Source organism: Ruegeria sp. BB6, assembly GCF_056539385.1.
The window spans coordinates 68,456-90,331 of record NZ_JBQFUW010000009.1; the positions used below are offsets into that span (position 1 = coordinate 68,456).

The window sequence follows — 21,876 nt, forward strand, 5'->3', positions numbered from 1 at the left end:
CTTGATTGATCCGGGCGACGAACGCTTGATACCGTTCCCCAGCTATGCCTGAAGCCGATAAAACCGTTTTGCCGTTTCGCAAAACACGTCGGGCTGCATTTCGGTCGGAATAATACTCAGATACCGGGAAACAAGGGCTTCGTAGGTCGAAGACAGGCTGTCGACCGGAAAGTTTGAGCCGAACATGCAGCGCTCGCCCCCAAACTGCGACAAACAAGCATCGACGATCGGCTGAACACTTTCCGCGCTCCAGTCATGATCGAACATCCCGAGGCCAGAGAGTTTGCAGTGCACCTGAGGCAAGCTCGACAAGGCTCGGAGGGCGTTCTTCCATTGCCACAACCCTTCGGTGGTGCGGTCATAGGGCGAACCTGCATGACACAATGCGACCCGTGTATGAGGTGCCTGTTTCAGCACGTCGGCGGTTTGTTCCATCAGTTCAGGCAGTAATTGAAGGTCAAAGGAAAGGTTGCGCTCGCCCAATTGCTGTAGGTTGGCCAGAAATCTTGGATTTCTCAGAACTGCGTTGGTCCCCGTTTTTGCATCTTCGCCCGGTGCCCGCCCGATAATTTGGCGAACGCCGCGTACCGTCGGAAGGGTTTGAAGTTGATCAAGCTGTTCCTCCGCGTTCGCTGCGGTGAGGTCACAGAAGGCCACTTGCACCAAGGGCCAATCAGGATATTGGTCGGCCACGGATTGCACCCATTGCGCCTCGGCCCAGGGGTCGGCCGCGCCAACCTGGATGTGGACCGAAGCGGTCATACCTTGCGCTGCGGCATCGGTGCGGAATTCCGGCAAGAGGTAGTCGCGCTGGATCGGGGTAGGATCTCCGAAGAAACGGACCGCACCTTTCTCCATCAGCCAAGGGTAAGTGACGGCAGATAGATCCCACAGGTGATGATGCGCGTCGATCCTCATGGTGTTTCGATCCCTGTGGTGCGGGTCAAGATATCGACCCCCTGTCCACGCCAGAAATGCAGAAGGTCGATAAAAATCCAATTTTCGGCGAGCTTGTCACCAGCGCGCCTGTAGATGTCGATGACTCTGAACTCACCCGGCTTGCCGGTGGCTGGCATCCCCATGAACCCGCCTGACGGTACAGCCGTGAAGTTCGGCCAGCCGAAGAAGCCGCCATACAACCCCTCAGCCATACGGCAGATATGGTTGGTTTTGGATCTATCGGTAAAGCCTGCGCGAAACGGGCCCGAATGCTGTTTGGCGTATCGTTCAATCGTATAGGTCGCACCGATCCCCTCGGGACCCCACCAGATCATGTCGTCATGCCATGTTCTGGCAAGCTCATCCTCTAGCGACAGGCCGCTGTTCCATTGACCCAGATCCGAGATCATCGCGTTTATCAAGGCCAGCGTCTTTTGGCCTTCTTCCGGCGGCTGAGGGTCAAGCAGCACACCGTCATGCGGCATCGGTCCGGGCTGTACCAAATGCGCTGCGGTCTGCGGGGGAAACGGGTTTTGGCCAGCCTGCACCATCAAGTGCGGGATGTCGAAATACATCGCCGTTTCCGAGATCGTGTTGTTCACCACCTTGTAGAAGGCGCAATACCGCAGAAAGACCATTTTACCAGTGGGTCGAATGCCCAGCCAAGGTCGGTCGAACAGACCCATCAGATGCCCCATGCAAGCGACCCAAACCTCGTCCTCGTCACACAGCGAATTCTGTCCAGCAAACAGAATATCGACCCGGTTCTGCAAACGGGTCAGGCTGTGTTTGAGCGGCTGCCAAAACTGTCGGGCAACGCTTTCTGCCCCGGTGATTTCGTTGAATGGATGAAAGCCACGCCACAGCATGTCTGGGGCGCAGAATTGGTTCATGGCATTGGGCAGATCAGCTTCAATCGCGGAATGGAACGCGCAGACAAGATTTTTTTCGGCCTGGAAGTTCAAAGCTTTTGCCTTTCAAGTCAGTGTCTTAGGGGCGCAAAGATTCCGACATGAGTCGAATTGTCAGCGCAGTCTTGCATACGTATGCAAAAAAGTCTTGCCAGAAATGATATGCGCTGATTACATTTTTGCAAACGTATGCAAGCGAATCTTTCTCGGGGGGATCATGGCGGAAATTCAGCTGCGCAATGTTGGCAAGCGCTGGGGCTCTTTCGTTGGGGTCCACAATTTCGATCTGACCATCGCAGACAGAGAGTTCCTTGTTCTTCTCGGCCCATCTGGATGCGGCAAGACCACGACCATGCGTATGATCGCCGGGCTCGAGGATGTCACCGAAGGGGACATTCTGATCGACGGAAACGTCGTGAACGACCTAGAGCCGAAGGACCGGGACGTGGCGATGGTGTTCCAAAGCTATGCGCTTTATCCGAATATGAACGTCTACGAGAACATCCGCTTTCCTCTGAAAGTGCGCGGGATTGATCCATCTACCCATGACGAAAAAGTTCGCCGGGCCAGCGCGATGGTAGAGTTGGATGACTTCCTGCATCGCAAACCTGCGGAACTGTCCGGTGGACAGCGTCAGCGCGTGGCGCTGGCCCGCGCCATCGTGCGCGAGCCGAACGTGTTCCTGATGGATGAACCGTTGTCCAATCTGGACGCCAAGCTGCGGGTATCGACGCGGGCGCAGATCAAAAACCTCAGCCACGAACTGGCGGTGACGACGATCTATGTGACCCACGACCAGATCGAGGCGATGACGCTGGCCGACCGCGTTGTCGTCATGAAACAAGGCGTGGTTCAGCAGGTCGGCAGCCCGACCGAGATTTACGACCGGCCTGCCAATACGTTTGTCGCCAGCTTTATCGGTTCCCCGGCGATGAACCTCATGGACGGAGAGGTGTCGGGCGGAGTGTTTCGCGCCGAGAACGTCCAGATTTCGGTCGATGCCCCCGACGGCCCCCTGACCTTGGGTTTCCGGGCCGAAGACGCGGGTCTTGCCGAAGGGCAGGGCGAAATTACGGCTCCGATCTACACGCTCGAACTGCTGGGCGATGCGACCATGATCTCGGTCCGCGTCGGTGGTGCGCTGGTGTCCGTGAAAGCCGACAAAGCATTCCGCGCCGAGATCGGCGAAAGCGTCTCGTTCTCGGTGCCGAAAGACATCTGTCACCTCTTTGAAGCTGAAAGCGGTGCGCGGATCGGGGCATAGCCCCATAACAGCCCAACCGGGCAAACAACCGGTCCGGACGTCGACGACGGACCGATCCTGACAGGGAGAAACGCATGAAACTCAAATCAATCCTCTTGGCCGGTGCCATGTCCTTTGCCGCCGCAGGCGCGTGGGCGGACTGTGCCTTTGAAAACGATGTCCCGCTAAAGTCGCTCTCGGCCGGGTTTGAAGCCTGGAAAGCCGTGACCGACGCGATGGCCGAGTGTGGCAATTTCAGCGCCTCGCTCGATCAGGAATTCCGCGAAAAGCAGCCCGAAGCGTTCGCGGCTGACCCTGCGCTTTACCAAATTGGCGGCGTCTCGAACGCCACGCTGGTGCCGTTGCTGAATGCGGGCACCATCCGGCCGCTGGATGATCTGGTCGAGAAATACGGACAGGACCTGCTGCCGAACCAGTTGATCAAGGTGGACGGCAAAACCATGGCGATTGCCATGATGGTGAACGCGCAACACCTGATGTATCGCGATGACGTTCTGGCCGAGCTGGGCATCGAAGAACCCAAAACCTATGCCGACGTTCTGGCCGCAGCCGCCAAGATCAAGGAAGCGGGCCTCATGGACTATCCCATTGGCGGTACGTTCAAGACCGGTTGGAATCTGGGTCAGGAATTCGTCAACATGTACCTTGGCGAAGGCGGCCAGTTCTTCGGCGACGGCAACATGCCTGCGATCAACAACGATCAGGGCGTCGCCGCGCTTGAGACGATGAAGGCCATGACCGAGTACATGGACCCGGAATATCTGGTGTCGGACTCGACCTATGTTCAGCAGCAGTTCCAGCAAGGCAAGATTGCGATGGCGAACCTGTGGGCCAGTCGCGCGGCTGCCATGAACGACGAAGCCGAAAGCCAGGTGGTTGGCAAGGTCACGATGGCCGCAGCCCCGATGGGATCGGCTGTTCCTGCGACCACGATTTGGTGGGACGGTATCGTGCTGGCCTCGAACATGAGCGATGAGGAGGCCGACGCTGCCTTCCGTGTCGCGCTTGAAGGTATGGACGGTGACATGGTCAGCTCCAACAACGACACGGCGGTCTGGCTTAGCACGGCGTATACTCCGGGCGATCTGGCTGCCGGTGCCGCGGCCTCGGCCGAAGGTGGCGCCAAAGCCTATCCTGCGTCCGGTCCGATGGGCATCATGCACACCTCTCTGGGCAATGGTCTGGCGGACTATCTGACTGGTGCCAAGGATGCGCAAACCACATTGGCTGATATCGAGGCGGATTACATCACCGCTGCGAAAGAAGCTGGTCTGATCAGCAACTGATCCTCTCTGGGGAGGGCCCTGTGCCCTCCCGCTTTTTCCACCCGAGAACCATGAGAAAGGCAGAGCCATGAATTTCCGGACATTTGCCGCCTTTGTCGGCCCCTCTGTCTTTATGATGCTTCTCTTTATCGCGTTCCCGCTGGTCAGCGTGTTCAAGCAGAGCTTTTACTTCACCCAGCCGATTTACGAGACGGTTGAAAAGGAAACCTGCACGCCGGGCTTTCTCACGCAGACCTGCGTGACCGAGCTGGTGTCGCAGCCGAAACTGGACGAACACGGCGAGATTATCACCCAGACCCAGTATGTCGGATTGCAAAGCTACCGTAACGTGCTAGAGCCCGAGCGAGCTTGGCGCGCGATCAGCGACGGGAATTGGCAGGTTCTGTCCACGATCAACTTCTGGAAAGCGCTGCGCTTCACGCTGACCTTCACGCTGATCACGCTGCCTTTGGTGGTCGGATGCGGGCTGGGTATCGCGGTTTTGATCAACAATGCGGCCCGGTCGATACGTGGTCCCGTGATCTTTGTCTCGCTGCTGCCCTTCATCATCACACCTGTGATCGGCGTGTTGTCGATCAACTGGCTGTTCCGCGGTGACGGGATCATGACGGCGTTGATCGAATGGTGGTTGAACCGCGACATCGCGTTGTTTGCTCAGGCGTGGACGATCGAAATTCTGATGATGCTGTATCGCGTCTGGCACGTCGCGCCGTTTGCCGCCATCGTCTTCTATGCGGGTCTTCAAACCGTCAATCAGGACAGTCTGGAAAGCGCCGTCATCGACGGGGCAACCCGCTGGCAGCGGATGAAGTACATCGTGATCCCGCATCTGATGCCGCTGATCATCTTCGTGTCGATGATCCACCTGATGGACAGCTACCGGGTGTTTGAAGAGATCGTCGGCTTCTCGAGCCAAGGCTACGTCATCTCGCTGCAATGGCTGACCTTCGACTACCTGACGCCGGATCAGGCGGGCAACCGGTCGATCAGTCGGGCCTCGGCCAACTCGATGCTGACCATGATCGGTGTTGTCATCCTGCTTATCCTGCCGCTGCGCCGTACATGGCGCGATCACAAAGGAGGCCACTGATATGTCCTCACGCGCGCTTCGCCAGCCTTTCAGCCTGCGACTGACCTCGAACATCTTTCTGGCGCTCTGGTGCCTGATTGCGGCCTTCCCGATCTTTTGGATCGTGGTGATGAGCTTCAAGTCACCCGTCGACGCCTTCGACAGCAACGCGCTGAACGTGATCTTTGGCCCCGCGACCCTGGGCGTCGGAAAGGGATTGTCCCTGCTGGATATCATTCTGGGGATCGCGGTGATCTGGGGAACGATCACTCTGGCAACCAAAAGGCTGCCGTCGATGATCAAATCCTACGCCAAGCCCGGGCAGGAGTGGTTTGGCTGGCTGATCGGCGTGCTGGCCTTGCTGGTTGGCTTCCTGCTGGTGTTCTTTGTTGTACTTCCCGCCATTCTGAATGTGCTGAATCCATTGTTTGGCCCTTTGGGGCGGGACGTGCTGGGGCTGACCACCGAACATTACAAAACGGTCTGGATTGACCGGGGGTTCTCGAATAACTTCAAGAACTCGCTGATCGTTACGACCGGGGTGGTTACCGTGTCCCTGACCGTCGGAACGCTGGCCGGGTACGGTCTGGCGCGGTCTGGGTCGACGCTGGCGTTCTGGATTCTGATTGTGGCGCTGGTGTTCCGCGCACTGCCGCATTCGGTTCTGGTTGCTGGCTACCTGCCGGTCTTCATCAATTCGGCCGAATGGCTCAGCCCCATTCTGGGGGAAAACGCGCCGACCCTGTATGGCAAGCCTTTCGCGGTCATCGCGGTTCTGGTTGCGATCAACCAGCCCTTTACCATCTGGATGCTGCGGTCCTTCTTTCAGAATATCCCTGCCGAACTGGACGAGGCCGCCCGTGTCGATGGATGTAGCCATTTTCAAGCGTTCCGCCGTGTAATCATGCCGGTGATGTGGCCGGGGGTCATCACAACCGGTCTGTTCAGTTTCTTGTTGGCCTATAACGACTTTCTGGTCACCGCGCTGCTGCTGGACGCCCAGAACCAGACCATGGTTCCGGCCATCGTCGGTATGTTCAACCGCGAGACCACGACCACCGATCAGGTCGTCGCCGTGGCCGCCGCGGTTTCGATCACTGCACCGCTGATCTTCCTTGTCCTGATCTTCCAGCGCCAGATTGTCAGCGGTCTGACAGCAGGGGCGGTGAAGGGCTGATGAGCAACCACGCCCGCCATAACGCCATGTCGCGCCACCCGGCGCTGAACAGGATGCCCAGAGATTTTCTGAGTGTCGGGGGTCACGCCCCCAACACCACTCTCTGGAAACCTGAAAGGATATGGAAATGAAAGGTTCGCGCCCCGAACAAGCGGTTTTGACCCGTGACACAGACCTGAGCAAAACAGACGACACGCGCCGGGTCATTGAAACCATGGTGGATGGTCTGAATGACCATCGCATTGACGACATTGGTGAGTTTTTCGCGCAGGGCTTTCGCTGGATGGGTAATCAGGGCTGCGGCACGAAGACCGGCCTGCAGGAATTCCAGAACAACTGGCAGCGCCCGTTTCAGGCGGCGTTTTCCGACAAGGTCTGCATTGATGAGGCCCGCCTTTACATGGGGGAATGGGCTGCCGCCTTTGGCCGTCAGGAAGCAACCCATTCGGGTGAATTTCTGGGCATCGCCCCGACAGGAAAGCGGGTCGAGATCCGGTACATGGATTTCTGGAAAGTCGTCGACGGCAAGATCGTTGACAACTGGGTGAACGTGGATTTTGCCCATGTCGCAGCCCAACTGGGCGTTGACCTGTTCAACGGCCAGGGCTGGGAAGCATTTGACCGAGGGGAAAAACTTCCGCCTCGGCCCGAAAACTGAGGATTTAAAAATGGCAATCGAGTATCTCAAACGCGGTAAATCTGACGCTGACCGGGCCGAAGATGACGCCAAAATCCGTGCCGTGGTCGAAGCGACGCTGAAAGACATTGAAGCCCGCGGCGATGCCGCCGTACGCGAACTGAGCGAGAAGTTTGACTCTTATTCGCCTGCCTCCTTTCGCCTGAGCCAGCAGGATATCGAAGACCTAATCAGCCAGCTTTCCGACCGTGAGCTGGCGGATATCAAGTTCGCGCAAGAGCAGGTGCGCAACTTTGCGCAGGCGCAACGGGATTCGATGCTGGATATCGAGGTCGAAACCCTGCCAGGCGTCATACTGGGCCACAAGAATATCCCAGTGCAGTCCGTTGGATGTTACGTTCCCGGCGGTAAGTTCCCGATGGTGGCTTCGGCGCATATGTCGGTGGCGACGGCGTCCGTTGCGGGTGTTCCACGCATTATCGCCTGTACGCCTCCGTTTCAGGGCAAGCCAAACCCGGCGGTCATCGCGGCCATGCATCTGGGCGGAGCGCACGAAATCTACGTCATGGGCGGCATTCAGGCCATTGGCGCAATGGCGCTTGGCACTCAGACAATCGACCCCGTTCATATGCTGGTCGGCCCCGGCAACGCCTTTGTTGCCGAAGCCAAACGCCAGCTATTTGGCCGTGTCGGTATCGACCTGTTCGCAGGCCCGACCGAAACGATGGTGATTGCAGATGAAACCGCCGCCGATGCGGAATTGTGCGCCACCGACCTGCTGGGTCAGGCTGAACATGGATATAACAGCCCCTGCGTGCTTTTGACCAACTCGCGCAAACTGGCCGAGGAAACTCTGGCCGAAGTTGACCGGCTGCTGGACATTCTGCCGACGGCTGACACCGCCAAAGTATCATGGGCGGAATATGGCGAGGTCATCGTTTGCGACACATATGACGAGATGCTGAAAGTGGCGGACGACATTGCCTCGGAACATGTGCAGGTGATGACGGATCGGGACGATTGGTTCCTTGAGAACATGACCTGCTATGGGGCGCTGTTCCTTGGGCCTCGTACCAATGTGTCGAACGGGGATAAGGTGATTGGGACGAACCACACCTTGCCCACGAAGAAAGCAGGGCGATACACGGGCGGTCTTTGGGTCGGCAAATACCTGAAAACGCACTCGTACCAGAAGGTTCTGACCGACGAGGCCGCAACGCTGATCGGTGAATATGGCTCGCGCCTGTGCATGCTGGAAGGGTTTGTGGGGCACGCGGAACAATGCAATGTGCGCGTTCGCCGGTACGGGGGCATCAACGTGCCTTACGGAAAGGCCGCCCCGTATAGGGATGCGGCGGAATGAGCGATCGGCACAGTCTGCACAAAGACCTGATCGCCCCGCTGAGGGCGGCGATGTACGACTTTTCCGAAGCTGGGGTGCGTCGCGCCCTGGCTGACATTTGTGCACCCGACGCCTTGTTCCGCCTGTGTCATCCGTTCGGAGACATGACCGGCAGTGATACCTACTACGATGACGTCTACAAGGGCTTGCTGACGGCATGGCCCGATCTGGAGCGGCGCGACTATATCGTCATGGCCGGACCGGATGAGTTTGGCGCTGATTGGGTCGGGTGCGGCGGGTACTACACTGGCACCTTCACCGGACCATGGCTGGATATCCCGCCCACAGGTCATCAGGTTACGATGCGGTTCCACGAATTCTACCGGTTCGTGGATGGTAAAGTGGTCGAGATGCAGGCGCTTTGGGACATCCCCGAAGTGATGATACAGGCAAATGCGTGGCCCATGGCCCCCAGCCTTGGCCGCGAATGGCACGTGCCCGGCCCTGCGACGCAGGATGGGTTTGTGCCCGGCCCCTATGATGCGGCCAAGGGCAAGGAAACCTGTCAGCACATCATCGACATGCTGGAATACCTCAAGAAACACCCGTCAGAGGGCGGTCCCGAAGTGATGGAGATGGAGCGGTTCTGGCATCCCCGCATGAACTGGTACGGCCCGTCTGGGATCGGCACCGGGCGGGGTATTTCCGGGTTCCGTAACTGGCATCAGATACCCTTCCTGAGCGGGATGCCAGATCGCGGGCAATATGTGGATGACATCACCTATCACTTCTTCGGAGATGGAGAGTATGCGGCCGTCACTGGTTGGCCCAACATGATCCAGACCGTGACTCATGACGGCTGGATGGGCATTGCGCCTTCAGGCAAAAAGATCACCATGCGCAGCCTCGATTTCTGGCGTCTCGAAGACGGAAAAATTCGCGAAAACTGGGTGCTGGTCGATCTTCTGGATGCTTACCAGCAGCTTGGCGTTGACGTCTTTGCCCGTCTGCGGGAATTCAATAAGGCCCGAAATTTGGGCCGTATCGAAATACCTGACGGAATGAGCCAATGACAGAACTGCCCCGAACGCCATCCTTTTCCCTGAACGGCAAAACCGCCCTGGTGACCGGAGCGTCCTCGGGCATCGGGCAGGGATGTGCCGTTGCTTTGGCCGAGGCCGGGGCGCATGTGGTGTGTGCGGCGCGCGGGGCAGATCGGTTGCAGGACACCGTGGCCGCATTGCAATCGAACGGCTGGTCCGCGGAAGCCTTGGCGCTTGATCAAACGGACCTGGATGCGTTGAAGGCCCTGTTTGCGTCCCGTGTGTTTGACGTGGTCGTCAATTCCGCGGGATTGGCGCGGCACAGCCCGGCGACCGAGACAACGCCCGAGGATTTCGACGCGGTCACAAATCTGAACCTGAGATCGGCCTATTTCCTGTCGGCCTTTGCAGGCAAGGCTTTGATTGGGGCGGGCAAGCGCGGGTCAATCATACATATCTCAAGCCAGATGGGTCATGTCGGCGGGATTGACCGGGCCGTGTATTGCGCGACCAAGCACGGGCTGGAGGGCATGGTTAAGTCCATGGCCATCGAATGGGGTAAACAGGGCGTACGGATCAACACCGTGTGTCCGACCTTTATTCGCACGCCGCTGACGCAATCGACCTTCGACAATCCCGAACGGGCCGCATGGATCATGGACAAGATCAAGCTGGACCGCGTGGGCGAGGTCGAGGACATCATGGGTGCCGTGCGGTACTTGGCGTCGGACGCCTCGGCGCTTGTGACTGGGACATCCATGTTGATTGACGGCGGGTGGACGGCAGACTGATGGCTGAGAAAGTTACATCCCTTCAGGTCGCGCAGCGCGCAGGCGTCAGCCAGTCCGCAGTCAGCCGCGTCTTCACGCCCGGAGCATCCGTCAGCAAGAAGACCGAGGAAAAAGTGCGCAAAGCCGCCGAAGAATTGGGGTATCGCCCAAACGTGCTGGCCCGCGCCATGGTCTCGGGCAAAAGCCGTATCATCGGCTTGGTGGTCGGTTATCTGGACAACTACTTTTATCCCGAAGCGCTGGAGAAACTGTCGAACGGTTTGCAAGAGCATGGCTACCACGTTCTGATATTCATGGCCTCTCGGTCGGCTGGCAACATCGACGACGTGATGGAGGAGATTCTGGACTATCAGGTCGACGGCGTCGTTCTGGCCTCGGTTCCGATGTCTTCCGATATCGCAACGCGGTGCCAGCAGGCGGGTGTCCCGGTTGTCCTGTTCAACCGCAGTCAGGATATCGAGGGGATCACCACCGTCACGTCGGATAACTACGCAGGCGGCCGCAAGGTGGCCGAGTTCCTTCTGGCGGGTGGGCACGAACGGATCGGCTATATCTCGGGGTGGCAGGGCGCCTCGACCCAGCGGGACCGCGAGGCGGGTTTTCGGGCGGTGTTGTCCGAAGCGGGTCGATCCGTATTTGCCGTGCAGGACGGGATGTTTCACACCGAAAACGCCCAAGCCGCTGCGCGTCAGATGTTTGATGTAGACCCCGGCGAACGCCCCGACGCGGTATTTGTGGCCAATGACCACATGGCATTGGCCGTGATGGACGTGATCCGGTTTGAACTGGGACTGCGCATCCCCGAAGATGTCTCGGTCGTCGGATATGACGACGTTCCTCCGGCTGGATGGCCAGCCTATAACCTGACAACGATCCGACAGCGGGCCAATCTGATGGTTGCGGAAACCGTCGCGGCCCTGCTGGATCACATTCAAAATCCCGATGCCGCCGAGCCACGCAAGGTCGCGATTGACGGCCCGCTGGTCGTGCGAACCTCGGCGCGGCTGCCGCAGGGTTGGACTCCACAAAGGACAGAAACATGAAGGGCTTTGATCCGAAATTCCGGGATTTCCCGGACTATATCGTCGGTATCACCAAGGAAATCTGGGAAGATCGCGGTATCGCGACCTTGCACGATTATTACGGTGAGGACATCGTGGTCCGCTCGCCCGGGTCCGTTGTTCTGGGGAACCAGAACGTGATCGGTGCGACCATGGCGACCTTGGCAGAGTTCCCCGATCGTCAACTGCTGGGCGAGGACGTGATCTGGTCCGGCACCCCGGAACAAGGCATGCTCAGCTCTCATCGCATTCTGTCCACGGCCACACACCTAAGCGAAGGGGTCTATGGCAAGCCCAAGGGAACCAGACTGCAATACCGGATTCTTGCGGATTGTCATGCCAAGGATAACAAGATTGATGATGAATGGCTGATCCGGGATCAGGGGGCGATCGTCCGTCAGTTGGGCTGGGATCCCAAGGACTATGCCGCCGATCTGATCGCGCGGGAAGGTGGCCCTGAAAAATGCGTTCGGCCCCTGTCCCCGTCCAACGATGTCGCAGGTCCCTATAAGGGAAAAGGAAACGACAACGCGTGGGGCCAGCGCCATTCCGATCTGCTGACCCGGATGATGAACGCCGACATGGGCGCGGTCGAGCGTGACTATGACAGGGCCGTGCAATCCGAATACCCGGGTGGTGTCACTGGGCATGGGTGGGACCCGGTTGACCGGTTCTGGATGTCATTGCGTGCCGCGATGCCCAACGCCACGTTCACCATCCATCACCAGATCGGGCGCGACGATCCCAACATGCCGCCGCGTTCGGCCCTGCGGTGGAGCCTGCACGGAACCCATGACGGTTGGGGCACATTTGGTGCGCCCACAGGGGCCGAACTTTATGTTCTGGGCATCAGCCATGTCGAGTGGGGAGAGCTGATTGGCGGTGACATCAAGGTTCGCCGTGAATGGACCCTGTTCGATGAAACCGCTGTTTGGAAACAGGTGCTGCTGGCCACAGGGGACGTGTAATGCCGCAGACCCTTGCCTTGCTCGATACCAGCGAAGGAACCCGGCGGCTGCATGGTCATCGGGCGTCTTTGCGGGCAAGGCGGCTGAACAATCGTCCTCCGGGCGCAATGGGTTTGACCGACCCGCCGCACTGTTATTCGTTTCGGAGACTATCATGAGCACAATCCAACACCGCATCGTTCGCTATGGCGAACTGCAGCCCTGCAAAACTGCCTTTATCGACGCCCACACACCGGGTTCGGACCAAAAGGAAAACTTCACGATCATCGGTGGCGGGGTGTCAGAGTCGCCTGATCAGCACGTCCATATCACTGACAAGATCGGGTTCAACATTGGTGCGGCGGGACAGCCGCCCAAGTGCCGCAACTCGCTGCACAGCCACACCACGGCCGAGGTGTTCTTTGTTGCCAAGGGCCGTTGGCGCTTTTTCTGGGGTCGCTACGGGACGGCGGGCGAGTTCATCGCCGAAGAGGGTGATATTTTCAACATTCCCACGGGCATCTTCCGAGGCTTTGAAAATGTCGGCCAGGACTACGGCATGATCATGTCGATCCTTGGCGGGGATGATGCAGGCGGCGGGGTGACGTGGGCTCCGCAGGTGATCGAGGACGCTCAGGCGCATGGGCTGATGCTGGGCGACAACGGGGTTCTGTATGACTCCAAAAAAGGGCAGGATTTGCCCCACAATGTCCGCCCGATGCCCTTGCTGACCGAAGAACAACTGAAAGACTATCCCGAAGTTCCTGTCGAGGATGTCGTCGGCAAATATGTCGCGCGGTATTGGGATCTTATGGCGTTGTCGGCCAACACACCCGCGCAGGTGATCGGCGAGAACGGGATGATCAGGGACAAGCCCGGGTTTGAGGTTGACTTCCTTGGGCGCGGGTCTTGTGTGACAGACCCGGTAAAGGCCGAAAGGCCGGTGGTTCTTATGCCCGCAAGCGGCCACTGGCGCATTGCGGTCGATGGATATGAGACGACATTGTCCACGGGGGACACCGCTTTGGTTCTGCCCGGTGAGACCTATAGCGTGTCACCGTCGATGACCGGGCACGCAGGCTTGTATCGCATCACCGCGACCGACGACCCGGCGGGCGCGACCTGGATCGGGCAATAGGAAACCGGAGGCTCTGCATGACCAAAATCCATACCACACATGTGGGGTCTCTGCCCCGCACTCAGGACGTCGTGGACTTTATCTTTGCCCGCGAAAACGGAAAAGCGTTCGATCAAGGCGCTTTCGATGCATGCATGGCGGACGCGGTCGCAGAGACGGTACGCAAGCAGGTCGAGGCCGGAATTGACATAGTCAGCGATGGCGAGACCTCAAAGATTTCCTACGCAACCTATGTCAAAGACCGCTACACAGGTTTTTCCGGTGACAGCCCGCGCAACGCGCCTGCCGACTTGAAGATGTTCCCCGGCTTTCTGCAACGGCTGGCGGATGACGGTGGCACACCCCAGTACGCGCGGCCAATGTGCACGGGCGAGGTTCGCTCGAAAGGGCAGGGGGAGCTTGAAAAGGACATTGCAAACCTGAAGGCGGCAATGAAACAGCACGGGGTCGAACGCGGGTTCATGAACGCGGCATCTCCGGGTGTCATCTCGCTGTTCCTGCAGAACGATTTCTATCCCACGCGCGAAGCGTATCTTTCGGCATTGGCAGACGCGATGAAAGAGGAATACGAGACGATTGTGGCCGCTGGTCTGGACCTGCAACTCGATTGCCCCGATCTGGCCTTGTCGCGCCATATGCTGTTCACGGACCTGACCGACGAAGCCTTCGTTCAAATCGCTAACATGCATGTCGAAGCCCTGAACCACGCGCTTCAGAACGTGCCGCAGGACCGCGTTCGGGTGCATATCTGCTGGGGCAACTACGAAGGGCCGCATTGTTGCGACATCGCGATGGACAAGGTGTTCAGCACCTTGATGGCCACTAAATCGCGCTATGTGCTGTTTGAAACCTCCAATCCGCGCCATGCGCATGAATGGACCGTTTTCCGTGACCGCAAGGCTGAGATTCCCGACGACAAGATCCTTGTACCCGGCGTTGTCGACACGACGACCAATTTCGTCGAGCACCCGGAACTTGTGGCGCAGAGGATCGGACGCTTTACCGACATTGTCGGCGCGGATCGGGTGATCGCCGGCAGCGATTGCGGTTTCGGCACTTTTGCGGGTTTTGGCGCCGTTGATCCTCAGATCGCATATGCCAAACTGGGCGCGTTGTCCGAGGGCGCAAAGCTGGCCTCGGCATGACACCGTTGATCCTCTTGCCGGGCATGATGTGTGACGCCCGTCTTTTCGGACCCCAGATCGAAGTCTTGTCCGGCAGGATGCCTTTGATGACCTTTCCGCTAGGCATGCATGACAACGTTCAGGACATGGCGGCCGACATCCTGAGCGCTGCGCCGCCGGTCTTTGCTCTGGCCGGTTTGTCGATGGGTGGCATCGTGGCGATGGAGGTGCTGCGGCAAGGGGCCGGGCGTGTTTCGCGTATTGCGCTGTTGGACACCAATCCGCTGGCCGAGATGCCCGAAGTCAAAGCGCGACGCGGACCCCAGATGGCCGCCGTGCGCGAGGGCCGTTTGTGGCATGTGATGCGCGATGAAATGAAACCCAACTATCTGGCCGACGGGCCGCGTCAGGGCGCTATTCTGGACTTGTGTATGGAAATGGCGACGAATCTGGGCGCGGACGTGTTCTTGCGCCAATCCAAGGCGCTGATGGATCGCCCTGATCAGCGGGCGACCCTGTCCGCCTATCCGGGAAAGTCGCTGGTGCTATGCGGCAGGGAAGATGGTCTATGCCCCGTCGAGCGGCACCAGTTAATGCACGATCTGCTATCACACAGTGTGCTTGAAATCATCGAAGGCGCGGGCCACCTGCCGACGTTGGAAAAACCAAATGAAACCACGGCGGCCCTGATCCGCTGGTTGGAGGACACATGACACCGTCCCTTTTGTCACTACTTCGCAAGGTTGATACGCCAACCGTCTGCAACGCGATCGAAGTTGCGCAGGGCAAACGAGGCTTTGACGGCTTCACACGCGGAACCATGTTGTGTTCTGCACCGGACGAACCCCCAATCGTTGGCTACGCCCGTACTGCCAAGATCGCGGCGGTAAACCCGCCCACCGAGCCTGCGGACGTCATCCGAACCCGTCGCATGACGTATTACAAATATATGGCAGACGCGCCCGCCCCATCGGTGGCAGTGCTTGAAGATGTGGACTTTCCAAATTGCGTCGGCGCCTATTGGGGTGAAATCAACACCTCAATTCACAAGGGGTTCGGAATATCCGGCGCTTTGACCAATGGTGTGATGCGTGACCTCGGGGATGTGCCAGCAGGTTTCCCGGTGGTTGCTGGCTCTGTCGGGCCAAGCCACGGTTTCGTCCATGTTCGAGAGATCGATACCGCCGTTTCGGTTTTTGGCCTGACCGTCAATCCGCATGACCTGATACACGCCGATCGGCACGGTGCGCTTGTAGTGCCTGAAGATGTTGTCGATCAGTTGGAAGGTGCTATCCAAAAGCTATTGTCGACCGAGCGCATTATTCTGGATGCAGCCACGCAGCCTGACTTTGACTTTGACGCATTCCAAGCCGCGTGGACAGCTTTTGAAAAAGCCAGGGTTTGAGGGCAGGCACCCTCAAGCCTAAGCTACTGCCCGGTCGCCCGCTCTTGTATCGGCGATGTCTGTCTTGGCAGGCGGAACCTTACGCGGCGCCTTCCGTCACCTCATCAGGAATATTCAATCCGCCTATCCGGGCCAGCAAAGCGACGATTTGATCAACACCTTTGCGGTGCCGAAGTGCGGTGAACACGAAGGGCCGCCCATTGCGCATCTTTGTTGCGTCACGGTCCATCACATCAAGCGAAGCCCCCACATGCGGGGCCAGATCGGTCTTGTTGATGATCAGTATGTCAGACTTCGTGATTGCCGGGCCGCCTTTGCGCGGGATTTCCTCGCCCGCTGCCACGTCGATCACGTAAAGCGTCACGTCTGCCAGTTCGGGGCTGAACGTGGCCGACAGGTTGTCACCGCCGCTTTCGATCAGCACAACCTCGACATCCGGGTGGCGTTCTTGCATTTCGGCCACTGCCGCAAGGTTAATAGAAGCATCCTCGCGGATAGCTGTATGCGGACAGCCGCCAGTCTCGACCCCGATGATACGGTCTTGAGGCAGGATCTGCATCCGCATCAGGGCCTCGGCATCTTCGCGTGTGTAGATGTCATTGGTGATCACACCCACCGAGAGCTTGTCGCGCAAAGCCTCGGACAGGGCCGCGGTCAGAGTGGTTTTGCCTGCACCCACCGGTCCACCGATGCCTACACGCAGAGGGCCGTTCATGCTGCTCATGTTCGGAACATCCTTGAGTATTGAGTTTCGTGTTTCATCGACGCGATGTCGGACAGGAATGTGGTTGATCCCAGATCGTCCAGCCCAGCGTCCAATGCGGTTTTCGCCACCTTCTGGCAAATCGGCGTGAGATCGCGGATCATTCGTTGCCCCTCGGTCTGACCCAAGGGCACAAGCCGCGTGGCGCAGGCGACCAGATTTGACATGAAGGCCTGAAGAAACATTTGTGCCGTAAGGGGCAGGGGCAAACCTTGGCGTTGCGCTGCGTGGCCTACCGCCACCGGATAGGTCAGACTCTCTATTTCCATTGCCCAGACGTCAGCAGTTACGCCGCAAAACGCTTCGCCCAGAAGTCGGGTTTCCAGTAGCCGCTCGGACGAGGCGCAAAAGGCGCGTGCTGTCTGATCGGCAGCCGCGAGGTCTGCCCGAGTTTTCGCGGAATATGCAGAGGCAAGAAACACGCAGTCATTTCGACCCGAGCCGTGCTGGATCACGTCTGCAATCCATTCCTGCGTGTCGCTTGCATCGGTGACGCTTCCACATTCGATGGCCCATTCCAGCCCGTGCGAATAGGCGAAACCGCCCACGGGATAGGCGGGTGACAGCCATTGTGACAACGTCAGGATATCCATGTCAGTGGGAGTGGCCATGGGTCCTGCCGTGGCCATAAGCGCCGCCCTCGGGGGTGAACGGCTCTTGCACCTCGCGCACAGTTGCGCCGATTTTCAGAAGCATGTCCCGAATGACATGATCCACCTGGATCAGCAGCCGATCTGCCTCGACCTGACAGGGCGTGTGGCGGTTGCCGATGTGCCAGGCGATACGGATCAGATCCGGTGCGGTGACTTCCAGCAATGCCTCGGGCGCTGCCTGAATCCCGACCTCGCGCCCGTCATCAAGGATGAGCGCTCCGCCGTGGTCCAGCGACGTGGTCTGAGCCAGATCGATAAGGATTTGCTCGCCGCTTTCGCAGGTCAGAACCTTCCGACGCAAAAAACGGTCTTCATAGGTCAGTGACAGGTGATCCGCAGGATCGCCATGTGAGTGACCTGAATACTGGCGTGCAGTGCAGAGCAGGGCGGTCATGCGTACGCCCCCACTGCGGTACCGGCTGTCAGAGCCAGATGGAATCCGCGAAGACGCGGTGCACGATCCGATCGCGTTTCAAGCCAAGCTTGTCCAGTTCCTCGTCGCTGAGCGACTGCAGGTGCTTGACGTGCTGAATCCGAGACTGGGCTTCGCCCATTCTGATCAGGGCCGAGTAAATCGACGATCCAACTGCGGCGATTACGCCGGACAGCGAAAAGCCGGTTTGTGTGTGTTGTGTCGTATCTGCCATTTGGACCCTCGTAAGTATTCAAAACGTTGGTCCTCCCTTGGGTCATATATTTTGTCATTTCAGCCTCACTGAGTAGTGGGTGTTTGATCATGGCTGCATTGCGCATGCCGCAATGCAGCATAATTTTTGGTCAGAACATAAAGTACCTCTGAGCCATCGGTAGAACTTCGGCCGGTTGGCAGGTCAGCAATTCACCGTCGGCGCGCACTTCGTATGTTTCAGGGTCGACTTCGACCTCGGGGGTTGCGTCGTTCAGCTTCAAGTCGCGTTTGCCGATGTTGCGCGTGTTCTGGACGGCAATCGTTTGCTTGGCCAGCCCCAGTGTATCACCGATCCCCCCGGACTGCGCGGCTTCGGAGACAAAAGTGATCGCCGAATTTTCGACCGAGCGGCCATAGGCTCCGAACATCGGGCGGCTATAAACCGGCTGCGGCGTAGGGATCGAGGCATTCGGGTCGCCCATTTGTGCGCAGGCAATCGTACCGCCCAGCAGAACCATCTCGGGCTTGACCCCGAAGAAGGCCGGGTTCCACAACACAAGGTCGGCGCGTTTGCCTTCTTCGATGCTGCCGATCTGATGGCTGAGGCCGTGGGCAATCGCCGGGTTGATGGTGTATTTGGCGATATAGCGGCGCACGCGCATATTGTCGTTCTCGCCGGTTTCTTCGGGCAGTCGACCGCGCTGTTTCTTCATCTTGTCAGCAGTTTGCCATGTGCGGATCAGAACCTCTCCGACCCGGCCCATCGCCTGACTGTCCGACGCGATGATCGAGAACGCGCCCATGTCATGCAGGATATCCTCGGCCGCAATCGTCTCGCGCCGGATGCGGCTTTCGGCAAAGGCCACGTCCTCGGGGATGGATTTGTCGAGGTGGTGGCACACCATCAGCATGTCCAGATGTTCCTCGACCGTGTTGACGGTGAAAGGGCGGGTCGGGTTGGTGGAAGAGGGCAGAACGTGGTTCTCGCCACAGATTTTGATAATGTCTGGGGCGTGGCCGCCGCCTGCGCCTTCGGTGTGGAAGGCATGAATAGTCCGGCCTTTCATCGCGGCCACGGTGTTTTCCACGAACCCGGATTCGTTCAGCGTGTCGGTGTGGATCATCACCTGCACGTCCATCGCATCCGCGACCGAGAGGCAGCAGTCGATGGCGGCGGGGGTGGTGCCCCAATCCTCGTGCAGTTTCAGGGCGCAGGCACCCGCATTGATCTGTTCCTCCAGCGCGGCGGGCAGCGACGCATTACCCTTGCCCGCAAAGGCCAGGTTCATCGGGAAGGCGTCTGCGGCCTGAAGCATCCGCCCGATATGCCATGGCCCCGGCGTGCAGGTGGTGGCTAGAGTGCCGTGCGCGGGGCCGGTGCCGCCGCCTAACATGGTCGTCAGGCCGGAATGCAGCGCGTCTTCGATCTGTTGCGGGCAGATAAAGTGAATATGACTGTCGAACCCACCGGCGGTCAGGATACGCCCTTCGCCAGCGATGGCCTCAGTCCCCGGACCGATGATGATGTCGACGCCGGGCTGCGTGTCGGGGTTTCCGGCCTTGCCGATCTTGGCGATGCGCCCGTCTTTCAGACCCACATCCGCCTTGTAGATGCCCGAATGATCCACGATCAGCGCATTGGTGATGACCGTATCTACGGCTCCTTCGGCGCGGGTGGCCTGAGACTGCCCCATCCCGTCGCGGATCACCTTGCCGCCGCCAAACTTGACCTCTTCGCCATAGAGCAGCGCGTTGCTACCTGCCCCGCCGGTCGCGGCGGCCCCAGCGCGTTCGGCGGTCAGGTCGCGTTCCACCTCGATCACCAGATCGGTATCGGCCAGCCGCAGCTTGTCGCCGGTGGTGGGGCCGAACATGGCGGCATAGTCAGAGCGTTTGATTGTTGCTGGCATCAGAGCGACCCCATAACTTTTTGATTGAACCCATAAACCTTACGTGCGCCGCCGATTGGGATCAGCGTGACCTCGCGCGCCTGACCCGGCTCGAACCGCACGGCGGTGCCGGGGGCGATGTCCAGCCGCAGGCCATGAGCTGCGTCCCGGTCGAAGTCCAGAGCGGGGTTGGTTTCCGCAAAGTGGTAGTGCGAGCCGACCTGAACAGGGCGGTCGCCGGTATTGGCAACCATCAGAGTAATGGCCTTGGCGCCAGAGTTCAGGGTGATCTCGCCCTCGGCCGGGAACAGCTCTCCGGGGATCATTTGTTCAGCTTTACCATCAGGGCCAAGGCAGCCAGCGCAACGACCGCCAGACCAACGCCCAGAGTTGCATAGTCCGAACCGTGCGCATGGACATGCGTTCCGTTATGGGCTGCGGCAGGGCCAGCAAGGATCAGTGCGGGAAAGAGCATACGGGTCATATCGGTGTTCCTTTTTTCAGCGAATGGGGTTGTGGACGGTCACCAGCTTGGTGCCGTCGGGAAAGGTAGCTTCGACCTGAACCTCGTGGATCATCTCGGGTACACCTTCCATGCATTGTTCCCGGGTGATCACCTCGGCCCCGGCCTGCATCATGTCCGCGACCGAGCGACCGTCGCGCGCGCCTTCGACGACGGCGTCGGTGATCAGGGCGATCGCTTCGGGGTGGTTCAGCTTGACACCACGCGCCAGTCGCTTGCGGGCGACCTCGGCGGCCATAGCGACCATCAGTTTATCTTTTTCGCGAGGGGTCAGGTTCATGTCAGATCATCCAGCATCGGGGTAGAGTGTCGTTGTTCAATCGTCGCAGCACCGGCATCAGCGAACGACGGAGTGTGAAACTGTTTTCAGCCAGCAACCGCACTACAAGAAGGTCGCTTTGAATCAGGCTGGCTCCGGCGGTTTCAGGCAGCATCTCGCGGATCGCGTCCAACTGGCCCTCGGCGGTATGCGAGGCAAATGCGATCAGCGCCATTGCCCCAGCATTGTTCGCAATGTGGGGCTTGGATAAGTGAGCGTGCAGATTTCCAGTGAACCGAGTGGCGTCCAGAAACACAGCCTCTCCGTCCCGCCGGATTTCAATTCTGTCCTGCAGGCGAATATTGGTCAGGGTCTCACCCATTGCCGCGCGTCCAAAGACCAGTGGTTCAACCAGCAGTGCAGTCGCATCCGGTGCCATTTCGATCGACAGTTTTCGATCCAGCGCGCTGCCGTCAAAAAGGATGGTTTCCTGCGGCAGCCAGTTCAGCCGCGCCCCGGCATCAACCATCACGTGATTGTTGATTTTACCCGCTGGCCCGGGTTTAGCCTTGTACGCCCTCTCACACGCTTGGGTCGTTATGGTCAGAGTGGTGCCGTGTCCCGCGTGTCCGTGAAAGCGGAACGAGTCCCCGCCAGTGATCCCGCCAGCCGTGTTCAGAAGCACTGCGTCCAACGCGTTTCCGTCGGCTCGGGGAAACAGGCACTTGAACGACCCGGACTGCCGAAACCCGTCCAAAACCGACTTTTCGCCCATTTGCTTGGCACTCAGGCGAATCGCACCCTTTGCACGCGGAGGCATTGCGTCCTGCTTGGGCAATATGGAGGCATGATGAGTAATGGCGCACCTGCGAAACAAGAAGTTATGCCGCTTGTTTCACCGTTCTCGCGTCGGAACTCTATTCCGCGACGCCGTTTTTCGACGGTTTTCCCTAGCGCGAGATTAAATTTTAGGCACGCTCTGAAAGTTGCGATCAAAAATTAAGCAGAAACCGCCGATGTGGGAAAT

Annotated in this window: 25 protein-coding genes; 14 read left to right on the plus strand and 11 right to left on the minus strand. The window is 58.9% G+C overall.

Features of this window, described 5'->3' with window-relative positions; all coding sequences use genetic code 11:
- Positions 1–42: 42 nt before the first annotated feature.
- Both ACR0B7_RS18200 and ACR0B7_RS18205 read right to left on the minus strand, forming a co-directional pair.
- Positions 43–918, minus strand: a complete 876-nt coding sequence (locus tag ACR0B7_RS18200; RefSeq protein WP_170485584.1) for an amidohydrolase family protein — start codon at positions 916–918, stop codon at positions 43–45.
- Positions 915–1,904, minus strand: coding sequence for an ester cyclase (locus tag ACR0B7_RS18205; protein ID WP_170485585.1), 990 nt, complete (start codon positions 1,902–1,904; stop codon positions 915–917). Before ACR0B7_RS18205 ends, ACR0B7_RS18200 begins: the two co-directional genes overlap by 4 nt.
- 163 nt (positions 1,905–2,067) lie before the next feature.
- Here ACR0B7_RS18205 and ACR0B7_RS18210 point away from each other — a divergent pair, with 163 nt between their 5' ends.
- From ACR0B7_RS18210 to ACR0B7_RS18275, 14 genes are all read left to right on the plus strand, one after another.
- Positions 2,068–3,114: an ABC transporter ATP-binding protein gene (locus tag ACR0B7_RS18210; protein WP_170485586.1), complete on the plus strand. Its 1,047-nt coding sequence runs from the start codon at positions 2,068–2,070 to the stop codon at positions 3,112–3,114.
- 74 nt (positions 3,115–3,188) lie between these two features.
- Positions 3,189–4,400 carry an extracellular solute-binding protein gene (locus ACR0B7_RS18215; protein ID WP_170485587.1) on the plus strand — a complete coding sequence of 404 codons (1,212 nt, stop codon included), beginning with the start codon at positions 3,189–3,191 and terminating at the stop codon, positions 4,398–4,400.
- 67 nt (positions 4,401–4,467) lie between these two features.
- Positions 4,468–5,490, plus strand: a complete 1,023-nt coding sequence (locus ACR0B7_RS18220; protein WP_170576933.1) for a carbohydrate ABC transporter permease — start codon at positions 4,468–4,470, stop codon at positions 5,488–5,490.
- 1 nt (position 5,491) lies between these two features.
- Positions 5,492–6,646: a carbohydrate ABC transporter permease gene (locus tag ACR0B7_RS18225; RefSeq protein WP_170485588.1), complete on the plus strand. Its 1,155-nt coding sequence runs from the start codon at positions 5,492–5,494 to the stop codon at positions 6,644–6,646.
- A 127-nt stretch (positions 6,647–6,773) separates the two neighbouring features.
- Entirely contained in the window at positions 6,774–7,304 is a 531-nt protein-coding gene (locus ACR0B7_RS18230) for an ester cyclase (protein WP_170385156.1), read from the plus strand.
- Between the two features lie 10 nt (positions 7,305–7,314).
- On the plus strand, positions 7,315–8,646 hold the full coding sequence (gene hisD / locus ACR0B7_RS18235; RefSeq protein ID WP_170485589.1) for a histidinol dehydrogenase: 1,332 nt from the start codon (positions 7,315–7,317) through the stop codon (positions 8,644–8,646).
- On the plus strand, positions 8,643–9,698 hold the full coding sequence (locus tag ACR0B7_RS18240; protein WP_170570375.1) for an ester cyclase: 1,056 nt from the start codon (positions 8,643–8,645) through the stop codon (positions 9,696–9,698). Before hisD ends, ACR0B7_RS18240 begins: the two co-directional genes overlap by 4 nt.
- Positions 9,695–10,459, plus strand: coding sequence for an SDR family oxidoreductase (locus ACR0B7_RS18245; protein WP_170485591.1), 765 nt, complete (start codon positions 9,695–9,697; stop codon positions 10,457–10,459). Before ACR0B7_RS18240 ends, ACR0B7_RS18245 begins: the two co-directional genes overlap by 4 nt.
- Complete coding sequence (locus ACR0B7_RS18250) at positions 10,459–11,502, plus strand: LacI family DNA-binding transcriptional regulator (protein WP_480682155.1); 1,044 nt, start codon at positions 10,459–10,461, stop codon at positions 11,500–11,502. The genes ACR0B7_RS18245 and ACR0B7_RS18250 overlap by 1 nt, the downstream gene beginning before the upstream one ends.
- Positions 11,499–12,488: an ester cyclase gene (locus tag ACR0B7_RS18255; protein ID WP_170485592.1), complete on the plus strand. Its 990-nt coding sequence runs from the start codon at positions 11,499–11,501 to the stop codon at positions 12,486–12,488. The genes ACR0B7_RS18250 and ACR0B7_RS18255 overlap by 4 nt, the downstream gene beginning before the upstream one ends.
- A gap of 154 nt (positions 12,489–12,642) precedes the next feature.
- Positions 12,643–13,605 (plus strand): cupin domain-containing protein, encoded by a 963-nt coding sequence (locus ACR0B7_RS18260; protein ID WP_170485593.1) that lies wholly within the window; start codon positions 12,643–12,645, stop codon positions 13,603–13,605.
- Positions 13,606–13,622: 17 nt separating this feature from the next.
- On the plus strand, positions 13,623–14,750 hold the full coding sequence (locus tag ACR0B7_RS18265) for a cobalamin-independent methionine synthase II family protein (protein ID WP_170485594.1): 1,128 nt from the start codon (positions 13,623–13,625) through the stop codon (positions 14,748–14,750).
- Positions 14,747–15,442, plus strand: a complete 696-nt coding sequence (locus ACR0B7_RS18270) for an alpha/beta fold hydrolase (RefSeq protein WP_170485595.1) — start codon at positions 14,747–14,749, stop codon at positions 15,440–15,442. Before ACR0B7_RS18265 ends, ACR0B7_RS18270 begins: the two co-directional genes overlap by 4 nt.
- Positions 15,439–16,134, plus strand: coding sequence for an RraA family protein (locus ACR0B7_RS18275; protein WP_170576934.1), 696 nt, complete (start codon positions 15,439–15,441; stop codon positions 16,132–16,134). The genes ACR0B7_RS18270 and ACR0B7_RS18275 overlap by 4 nt, the downstream gene beginning before the upstream one ends.
- 79 nt (positions 16,135–16,213) lie before the next feature.
- On the opposite strand, the gene ureG is transcribed toward ACR0B7_RS18275, so the two are convergent.
- The 9 genes from ureG to ACR0B7_RS18320 all read right to left on the minus strand — a co-directional run bounded on the left by ureG (position 16,214) and on the right by ACR0B7_RS18320 (position 21,669).
- Positions 16,214–16,858, minus strand: coding sequence for an urease accessory protein UreG (gene ureG, locus ACR0B7_RS18280; protein ID WP_170385183.1), 645 nt, complete (start codon positions 16,856–16,858; stop codon positions 16,214–16,216).
- Positions 16,855–17,508 carry an urease accessory protein UreF gene (locus ACR0B7_RS18285; protein WP_170485597.1) on the minus strand — a complete coding sequence of 218 codons (654 nt, stop codon included), beginning with the start codon at positions 17,506–17,508 and terminating at the stop codon, positions 16,855–16,857. Before ACR0B7_RS18285 ends, ureG begins: the two co-directional genes overlap by 4 nt.
- Positions 17,492–17,944: an urease accessory protein UreE gene (locus tag ACR0B7_RS18290; RefSeq protein ID WP_170385189.1), complete on the minus strand. Its 453-nt coding sequence runs from the start codon at positions 17,942–17,944 to the stop codon at positions 17,492–17,494. The genes ACR0B7_RS18285 and ACR0B7_RS18290 overlap by 17 nt, the downstream gene beginning before the upstream one ends.
- Positions 17,945–17,972: 28 nt before the next feature.
- A complete protein-coding gene (locus ACR0B7_RS18295) occupies positions 17,973–18,197 on the minus strand; it encodes a hypothetical protein (protein ID WP_170485599.1) in 225 nt (74 codons plus the stop codon).
- 130 nt (positions 18,198–18,327) lie between these two features.
- Positions 18,328–20,088, minus strand: coding sequence for an urease subunit alpha (ureC, locus tag ACR0B7_RS18300; RefSeq protein ID WP_170485600.1), 1,761 nt, complete (start codon positions 20,086–20,088; stop codon positions 18,328–18,330).
- Complete coding sequence (locus ACR0B7_RS18305; RefSeq protein WP_170385197.1) at positions 20,088–20,393, minus strand: urease subunit beta; 306 nt, start codon at positions 20,391–20,393, stop codon at positions 20,088–20,090. Before ACR0B7_RS18305 ends, ureC begins: the two co-directional genes overlap by 1 nt.
- Positions 20,390–20,551 (minus strand): peptidase M23, encoded by a 162-nt coding sequence (locus tag ACR0B7_RS18310; protein ID WP_170385200.1) that lies wholly within the window; start codon positions 20,549–20,551, stop codon positions 20,390–20,392. The genes ACR0B7_RS18305 and ACR0B7_RS18310 overlap by 4 nt, the downstream gene beginning before the upstream one ends.
- A gap of 16 nt (positions 20,552–20,567) precedes the next feature.
- Positions 20,568–20,870, minus strand: coding sequence for an urease subunit gamma (locus ACR0B7_RS18315; RefSeq protein WP_170385203.1), 303 nt, complete (start codon positions 20,868–20,870; stop codon positions 20,568–20,570).
- 1 nt (position 20,871) lies between these two features.
- Positions 20,872–21,669 carry an urease accessory protein UreD gene (locus tag ACR0B7_RS18320; protein ID WP_170485601.1) on the minus strand — a complete coding sequence of 266 codons (798 nt, stop codon included), beginning with the start codon at positions 21,667–21,669 and terminating at the stop codon, positions 20,872–20,874.
- Positions 21,670–21,876 lie beyond the last annotated feature (207 nt).

Excerpts from the sequence above, each read along its gene's own strand:
- ACR0B7_RS18200 (WP_170485584.1), bottom strand. The coding sequence starts at position 918 with ATGAGGATCGACGCGCATCATCACCTGTGGGATCTATCTGCCGTCACT.
- ACR0B7_RS18210 (WP_170485586.1), top strand. The coding sequence starts at position 2,068 with ATGGCGGAAATTCAGCTGCGCAATGTTGGCAAGCGCTGGGGCTCTTTC.
- ACR0B7_RS18215 (WP_170485587.1), top strand. The coding sequence starts at position 3,189 with ATGAAACTCAAATCAATCCTCTTGGCCGGTGCCATGTCCTTTGCCGCC.
- ACR0B7_RS18220 (WP_170576933.1), top strand. The coding sequence starts at position 4,468 with ATGAATTTCCGGACATTTGCCGCCTTTGTCGGCCCCTCTGTCTTTATG.
- ACR0B7_RS18225 (WP_170485588.1), top strand. The coding sequence starts at position 5,492 with ATGTCCTCACGCGCGCTTCGCCAGCCTTTCAGCCTGCGACTGACCTCG.
- ACR0B7_RS18230 (WP_170385156.1), top strand. The coding sequence starts at position 6,774 with ATGAAAGGTTCGCGCCCCGAACAAGCGGTTTTGACCCGTGACACAGAC.
- hisD (WP_170485589.1), top strand. The coding sequence starts at position 7,315 with ATGGCAATCGAGTATCTCAAACGCGGTAAATCTGACGCTGACCGGGCC.
- ACR0B7_RS18240 (WP_170570375.1), top strand. The coding sequence starts at position 8,643 with ATGAGCGATCGGCACAGTCTGCACAAAGACCTGATCGCCCCGCTGAGG.
- ACR0B7_RS18245 (WP_170485591.1), top strand. The coding sequence starts at position 9,695 with ATGACAGAACTGCCCCGAACGCCATCCTTTTCCCTGAACGGCAAAACC.
- ACR0B7_RS18250 (WP_480682155.1), top strand. The coding sequence starts at position 10,459 with ATGGCTGAGAAAGTTACATCCCTTCAGGTCGCGCAGCGCGCAGGCGTC.
- ACR0B7_RS18255 (WP_170485592.1), top strand. The coding sequence starts at position 11,499 with ATGAAGGGCTTTGATCCGAAATTCCGGGATTTCCCGGACTATATCGTC.
- ACR0B7_RS18260 (WP_170485593.1), top strand. The coding sequence starts at position 12,643 with ATGAGCACAATCCAACACCGCATCGTTCGCTATGGCGAACTGCAGCCC.
- ACR0B7_RS18265 (WP_170485594.1), top strand. The coding sequence starts at position 13,623 with ATGACCAAAATCCATACCACACATGTGGGGTCTCTGCCCCGCACTCAG.
- ACR0B7_RS18270 (WP_170485595.1), top strand. The coding sequence starts at position 14,747 with ATGACACCGTTGATCCTCTTGCCGGGCATGATGTGTGACGCCCGTCTT.
- ACR0B7_RS18275 (WP_170576934.1), top strand. The coding sequence starts at position 15,439 with ATGACACCGTCCCTTTTGTCACTACTTCGCAAGGTTGATACGCCAACC.
- ureG (WP_170385183.1), bottom strand. The coding sequence starts at position 16,858 with ATGAGCAGCATGAACGGCCCTCTGCGTGTAGGCATCGGTGGACCGGTG.
- ACR0B7_RS18285 (WP_170485597.1), bottom strand. The coding sequence starts at position 17,508 with ATGGCCACTCCCACTGACATGGATATCCTGACGTTGTCACAATGGCTG.
- ACR0B7_RS18290 (WP_170385189.1), bottom strand. The coding sequence starts at position 17,944 with ATGACCGCCCTGCTCTGCACTGCACGCCAGTATTCAGGTCACTCACAT.
- ACR0B7_RS18295 (WP_170485599.1), bottom strand. The coding sequence starts at position 18,197 with ATGGCAGATACGACACAACACACACAAACCGGCTTTTCGCTGTCCGGC.
- ureC (WP_170485600.1), bottom strand. The coding sequence starts at position 20,088 with ATGCCAGCAACAATCAAACGCTCTGACTATGCCGCCATGTTCGGCCCC.
- ACR0B7_RS18305 (WP_170385197.1), bottom strand. The coding sequence starts at position 20,393 with ATGATCCCCGGAGAGCTGTTCCCGGCCGAGGGCGAGATCACCCTGAAC.
- ACR0B7_RS18310 (WP_170385200.1), bottom strand. The coding sequence starts at position 20,551 with ATGACCCGTATGCTCTTTCCCGCACTGATCCTTGCTGGCCCTGCCGCA.
- ACR0B7_RS18315 (WP_170385203.1), bottom strand. The coding sequence starts at position 20,870 with ATGAACCTGACCCCTCGCGAAAAAGATAAACTGATGGTCGCTATGGCC.
- ACR0B7_RS18320 (WP_170485601.1), bottom strand. The coding sequence starts at position 21,669 with ATGCCTCCGCGTGCAAAGGGTGCGATTCGCCTGAGTGCCAAGCAAATG.